The 6,844-nt window shown below is 41.6% G+C and carries 4 protein-coding genes; 3 read left to right on the forward strand and 1 reads right to left on the reverse strand.

Annotated elements, in window-relative coordinates; genetic code table 11:
• Positions 1-141: 141 nt before the first annotated feature.
• Entirely contained in the window at positions 142-1,353 is a 1,212-nt protein-coding gene (locus HYI04_RS03520) for an iron-containing alcohol dehydrogenase (RefSeq protein WP_004984892.1), read from the reverse strand.
• A 239-nt stretch (positions 1,354-1,592) separates the two neighbouring features.
• Here HYI04_RS03520 and HYI04_RS03525 point away from each other — a divergent pair, with 239 nt between their 5' ends.
• The 3 genes from HYI04_RS03525 (at position 1,593) to HYI04_RS03535 (ending at position 6,486) form a co-directional block, all read left to right on the forward strand.
• Positions 1,593-3,557 (forward strand): hypothetical protein, encoded by a 1,965-nt coding sequence (locus tag HYI04_RS03525; RefSeq protein WP_178895841.1) that lies wholly within the window; start codon positions 1,593-1,595, stop codon positions 3,555-3,557.
• 128 nt (positions 3,558-3,685) lie between these two features.
• The gene (locus HYI04_RS03530; RefSeq protein WP_178895842.1) at positions 3,686-5,401 is read left to right on the forward strand and encodes an AAA family ATPase; all 1,716 of its coding nucleotides are present in this window, start codon (positions 3,686-3,688) and stop codon (positions 5,399-5,401) included.
• 101 nt (positions 5,402-5,502) lie between these two features.
• Positions 5,503-6,486 (forward strand): ion transporter, encoded by a 984-nt coding sequence (locus HYI04_RS03535; RefSeq protein WP_004984887.1) that lies wholly within the window; start codon positions 5,503-5,505, stop codon positions 6,484-6,486.
• The last annotated feature ends 358 nt before the right edge of the window (positions 6,487-6,844 follow it).

Raw genomic sequence — 6,844 nt, forward strand, 5'->3', positions numbered from 1 at the left:
AAAACTTTGTCAACCACAAATAAAAAAAGACAATTTAAGTGCACGGGTAAGCAAGGATTAGGCTTACCTGAATGAAACAGTATGGACGTCTGTTTCATTCCACTTAAATTGTCAAAGCAAACTAAAAGTTAAGGAGAGAACTTATACCGCTGCTTTAAAATCGACCACTGAAGCACCAGATTTGAGTGCAGCTTTGAAGATGTCGACCACTTGAGCATGGTTTGCTTTACGTGGGTTCGTCAGCATGCAGGCATCTTTTTGCGCATTTTCAGACATAACACCCAAATCTTGCTCTTTCACACCCAGTTCAGATAAGCTCGATGGAATACCAATCGATGCAGATAGTTCACGAATCGCGTCAATGGCAGCATATCCAGCTTCTGTCACAGTTAAACCTGTGATGTTAACTCCCATCAGTTCAGCAATACGTGCATAACGGTCAGGGCAGGCAATTAAGTTGAACTCACAGACGTGTGGGAGTAGGACTGCATTACATACGCCGTGAGGTAGGTTATAGAAGCCACCGAGTTGGTGAGCCATAGCATGGACATAACCTAGTGATGCATTATTAAATGCCATACCTGCTAAATATTGTGCATAACTCATGGCATCACGTGCTTCTAAGTTTTCGCCGTTCGCAACTGCTGGACTTAACCATTCGCTAATCATCGAAATGGCTTTTTCAGCACAGGCATCGGTGATTGGATTTGCCGCTGTTGAAACATAAGCTTCTACCGCATGGGTTAAGGCATCCATACCTGTTGCTGCTGTTAAGCTTGCAGGTTTTGCAATCATCAGTTTAGGGTCATCAATTGCAATCAGTGGAGTGCAGCGCCAGTCTACAATTGCCATTTTTACGTGCGTATCTGTATTGGTAATAATACAGAAGCGCGTCATTTCTGATGCTGTACCTGCCGTGGTGTTGATGGCAATAAGAGGAGTCATTGGAACCGTACTTTTATCAATTCCTTCGTAGTCACGAATATGACCGCCACCCGCAGTCACGAGTCCAATACCTTTAGCGCAGTCATGGGAAGAACCACCACCTAAGGACACAATAAAGTCACAACCTTGTTCGTTATACGCAGTCACGCCGTTGTGGACATTGATGTCAGTTGGGTTCGGTTCTGCACCTGGGAAGATGTGGCTATCAACACCTGCATCTTTGAGATATCCTGCAATGGTGTCGGCTACGCCAAATTTAAATAAACCTGCGTCGGTCACAATCAGCGCTTTCTTTGCACCGAGGTTTTGTGCTTTGCCACCAATTTCTTTGGCACAGCCTGGGCCAAAAAGTGAAACACAAGGGATATAAAAACCGTTCGTTTGATCTGCAATATTTTTAAAAGCCATGGTGCGATTCCTTCTACCATTATTTATGTTGTTATCGGTGCTCATTACCGTTTTTAGAGTATTGAATGATTCCAAAAACTTGTGTACCTACCAAATACCTACCATGAGTAAGGGAATGAGGAAAAATGGCTTCAATGAATAAAATGGCTATCGATAAAAGGCATAGCCTGTGGTTCGGGATTTGTTTATATTGGTTTTGAAGTTGTGGTGAAAATAGCCAAATTCAAAGAGGAAAAGTCGTGGAGCACAATGATAAGCTTAAGCAATATCAAAGTCTTGCTATACAGTTAAGACAAGTTGTTCCGAGTATTCAGCAGCTTTATCACGATCAGTCAGCATTTCTCTCTACACTCAATGTGCAAAACGTTTTAAGTGTCGACGTAAAACAACAACGGATTCAAATTTTAAATCATTGTTTTCATATTCAGTTTTATGCACCAGCTGAACAGGCGGAGCTGTGTGTTCCACAGTTTATCTATCAAGGGCACTATGCAGAAGCACTCGAAGAGTTTTGTTTACACGACATTGTATTTTTAGTGGGTGATCAATCTCCACAACATTCTTTGTATTTGCGCAATAAAGTTAAACAGTTGCGTCAGCTGATTCTTCAACAGCTGTTTTTTTTGTTCGATGGACCGAGTCGCGTACAAACAATTTTGACTGAATTACGGCAAACGCAATCAGAACTCTTTCAACAGCTGTGCCAGCAAGTTGAATTAAATGCAGCTGATCCAACCTCTGAGCGAAGTTTGCTGGCCGAGTTGCAGCGCTTATGTAACTTAGATGCAGATCAGGCGGAAGATATTTTACCCTTACAGTCGTTGATGAATAGTTATGATGAGCTGTGTTGCAGTGCCAATCAATTATTAGATCCGTATGTTTATCGCATTATACAAACGGCATTTCCTGAACGGTTTTCTTTGCAAGAGTTGATGGATCATACGCACGACATTCATTTGTTGTATCCGCATGCTAAAGAGCAGCCCCATATGCTTGGCTTTGTGCGACTTATGCATCGGGATCTTTGGACATCGCGTGATTTGTTGGCAAAGCAGCATTTTTTAAAAACTGAAACCAAGCTATGGCAAAAGAAGGTCGCCAAGCTCCCGATTTTTGATGAAAGCCGTACCGTGAACTGGTTATTCAAACAAAAAGCGGTGGTGACAGACTGGATTAGTCAAAATATTCAACACAGCAGTATTCGCGTTGCCGTAACGGCTTTGAGTTATCTCGATACGCAGTCTTATCATCCCGAAATTATTGTCACGACTTTAAAGTACTTTCAACATGTGGCGGCGCGTTTATTTATACAAAGTTGCTATGAGTATGCCTTACAACAGCACTGGTTTGAGCTGGAGGCCAACCAGCATGTGGTCTTAAAAAATAGACGCCAAGATATGGATGATCAGCGGATAGCGATCAGCCCGTCTATTTTGTATTTAGATGAATGGCTCGAACTGTTGCGCCGTGTGGTCGAACAACAGCCCGAATGGGGGAAACGGGTCTACACAAGATTGAGTCGCGTAATGCAGGCCTATATTCAGCATCTAGATAAAATTGCGCAGGAACTTCCTGAAGACTTAGTGACTTATTTTAGCGAAGATAAGCAACAATACCGTGATTTTTATCTTCAGTTAAAGCAACATAAATTGCATATTGAAAGCTTTCGACAGTTGTTTTATTTAAATCGGCCTCCTTTACGAGTTTCGGTGTTTGATGCCTATGTGCGCGATTATTTGCCTGAACATTTTGAGATGCAAAAGGAGGTTTTAAAAAATGTCACATGGAAGAGCCTATTTCATCAGGCTGTGCAGTGGCATGATCAGTTGCATAGCCAAGAGTTACTCGCTGAACTGAAACGAAAGCTTGGTTATGTCTCATGGCAACCGATCAGCCATGAAGCTTATTATTTTATTGAGAGTTGGGTGCTTGAGGAGCTCAAAGATATTGATCGCATCATTGCTGAGTCACGTCGCTTTCAACATTGCTTAGCAGCCAGTTTTGCAGAGCGAATCATTGTACGCGAATATGCTGCATTTCATATGAGTCATACCGACGCACAGCGGCACTTGACGCTCGGTTGTCATTATATTGCAGGGCAACTGTTATTTGATCAGCTTGAATATCCAAATAACCAAAAAGCACTACCCGATGATGTGGTAGTCGCTGAACAATTCATTGCCATGCTGAATCAAACCCAATAACCAAACCCTTAAAAATTAAACAACAATGGACCTAATTTGTCGCACATCATTTACTGTGTGACGAGATCTGCTTAACTTTTTAGCAAAAACTCGGTAGGCTATAGCCGTTCATCAATGGTATAGGTCTTATGAAGCAAGAAACTGCACTCAAACTCTTAAAAGCGGGCGAAAATGTCTTTTTAACCGGTTCCGCTGGTGCAGGAAAAACCTATACGCTGAACCAATACATTAACTATTTAAAAGCCCGTAAAGTGCCTGTGGCGATTACAGCTTCTACAGGTATTGCCGCGACGCATATGAATGGGATGACCATTCATACTTGGGCTGGCATTGGAATTAAAGATGCGTTGGGGGAAGATGAACTCAAACGCATGAAAGAACGTAAATACTTAAAAGAGCATTTAGAAAATGCCCAAGTCTTAATCATTGATGAAATTTCGATGCTACATGCCAAGCAACTCAATTTGGTCAATAAAGTCCTTAAGTTCTTTAAGGAAAGTGAAGAGCCATTTGGTGGGATTCAAGTGATTGTTGCGGGTGACTTCTTCCAGTTACCGCCAGTTGGTAAAAATGAAGAGCGCAACCGCGATAAATTCTGTTTTATGTCTGATGCATGGGTGGAAGCCAAGTTTCGTGTGTGCTATTTGACCGAGCAGCACCGTCAGGGCAATGATTACCTCAATGATATTTTAAATGCCATCCGCAGTCAGAGTATTAACGCTCAGCACTTGCAGGCTTTACAAGCTACACGTCAGCAAGATATTGGAGAAACCTTTACACGTTTATATACGCATAATATGGACGTGGACACCATCAACTTCAAACATTTGAATGAAATTGAAAATGAAGGTCGACAGTTTGAGGCGGTGTGTGATGGCAATGACAAGCTTATTGAAACCTTAAAGTCTTCTGTGCGAGCACCTGAAAACCTAACCCTCAAGAAAAATGCCAAAGTGATGTTTGTAAAGAACAACTTCGATGTGGGCTATATCAACGGTAGCTTAGGCGAAGTAGTGGGCTTTGAAGAAGATGATGACTTTGGGATTTTGCCGAAGGTCAAACTGACTGATGGTACGGTACTGGTGGTTGAGCCTGAAACATGGTCAGTGGACAATGATGCAGGCAAAACCATTGCCAGTTTTCAGCAAATTCCATTGCGTTTGGCATGGGCCATCACCATCCATAAGTCACAAGGGATGACTTTAGCGGCAGCGGAAATTAATCTTAGTCATACTTTTGAAAAAGGACAGGGCTATGTGGCTTTGTCGCGCTTAAAGACTTTGGAAGGTTTAAGGTTGTTAGGTTTTAATGAACAAGCGTTGGAGTTAGATAGTCTTGCCATTAAAGCAGACCGCCGCTTCCAAGAACTGTCCGATGAAGCTGAGACTCACTTTGAGGCCATTGATCTTGAGCCACAGCACAAGGCCTTTATTCGTCACTGTGGCGGAACGCTCAATGAAATTGAGATTGAGCGTAATGAAAAGAAAATTGCCCGTAATGCAGGTAAAGCCAACTATGCTTCTGCAACACTCGATGAAACACGTGAATTGTTTGAAGGTGGTTATGAAATTGCAGATATCGCACAAGAGCGCGGTTTGACGGCTGCAACTATTATCAACCATTTGGCAAAGTTGCATAAAGAGCAAGGCTTGGATATTTCCGTGGCACATCCTGGAGAAGAAGTGGTGGAGCAAGTGCGGAAAATTTATAAACGCTTAATGAAGCGTCAGCAAACAGAACACTTTAGTGAAGATGGTGCGATTAAGCTTCGTCCAATTGTGGAACTGACTAATCCACGTATGGGCTATGACCAAGTTCGTCTGGCGTTGTTATATATTGAATAACATCTTAAAACTAGGGCATTTCACGCAGAAATTTCTTACTTACTTTGCCTGGAACTTCAGTTAAACTGAATTTTAAGGGATAAGAATAACTTAGAATCGTAATGAAATTGACAGCTTGGTACACGCTACGCAAATTTGTTTATAACAATTTGCATAATGAGGATTATGAGACACCCTTAAGTCGAGGGTTGAACTATTTTCTCATCGCACTGATTATGAGTAATGCTGCTGCGGTCTTGCTGGAGTCGGTGCAAAAGTACTATGTGTTGTATCAAGACTTTTTCTATTATTTTGAAATCTTTTCTATTATCGTTTTTAGCGTCGAATATCTCTTACGTTTTTGGTCAATTGCTGAATCTAATAGTTTTGAGTCGGATTGGAAAAACCGTCTAAATTGGGTCAAAAGTGGTGGGGCGATTATCGACCTTTTGGCTATTCTACCTGCCTATTTAAACTTCTTTGTTCAGTTCGACTTACGATTCTTAAGAATTGTTCGTTTGCTCCGACTTCTCAAGCTCACCCGCTACTTTGTCTCTCTACAAATTTTATTACGTGTCATTGAGCGTGAAAAAGGCTCATTTCAAGCGGTTATTTTCATCTTAATGATTATGATCATTATGGCGGCTGCAGGGGTGTATTTGATTGAAAGTCAGGCACAACCTGAAGTTTTCAGTTCCATTCCTGCTTCAATGTGGTGGGCCGTGGTTACATTGACCACCGTCGGTTATGGCGATGTGACACCTATTACGCCGTTAGGACGCTTTCTTGGTGCGATTATTACTATCTTAGGTGTAGGTTTAGCGGCATTACCTGCGGGTATTTTGGCGAATGGTTTGGCCAATGAACTTGAGCAGCGTAAAGAAAAACTTGAACTCAGATTTCGAGAACTAATCCAAAATAGCGATATTGATTTTGTCTTGGAGACAGAAAAAATTGAAGAAGTTCGTAAAGAAGTTGGGCTGACCAAAGAGCAAACACACGATATTATTTTACAGCTCATTCGTGAACAAAAAGAAGAATCTTTAAGGCAAGAGCGTGAGCAATATGCCTATTGTCCACACTGCGGGAAAAAGCTACCTGAATGATTATGCCAGTCAGTTAAGGAGTTTCGTATTGAACTTCTTAACTGCGGAGTCTCACCGTTTTTAAGTTCAATTTTGGAGTTCTTTTTTTCGCCAAAAGAAACACATTGGTCATTTGAACAAACAGTCCATATTAAAGGCGATTACATCGCCTTGGGCTGCAAATAAAAGCTTTGCTTTTATTCTTACCGCAGCTTGCGGATGACGTTATCGCGTATCGAATAAAATTTAGTTCGCAGATTCAAATCCCAAGTGCGACACATTTGTAGTTAGTTGAAAAAGTTAGGTGTATTCGTAGAATCATTGGACTTTTTCAACTCGCAATTGGAAAGCACACAATGAAGAAATACACCCAACTTTC

The sequence above is a fragment of the Acinetobacter sp. SwsAc2 genome, assembly GCF_013391465.1.
Lineage (GTDB): Bacteria > Pseudomonadota > Gammaproteobacteria > Pseudomonadales > Moraxellaceae > Acinetobacter > Acinetobacter johnsonii.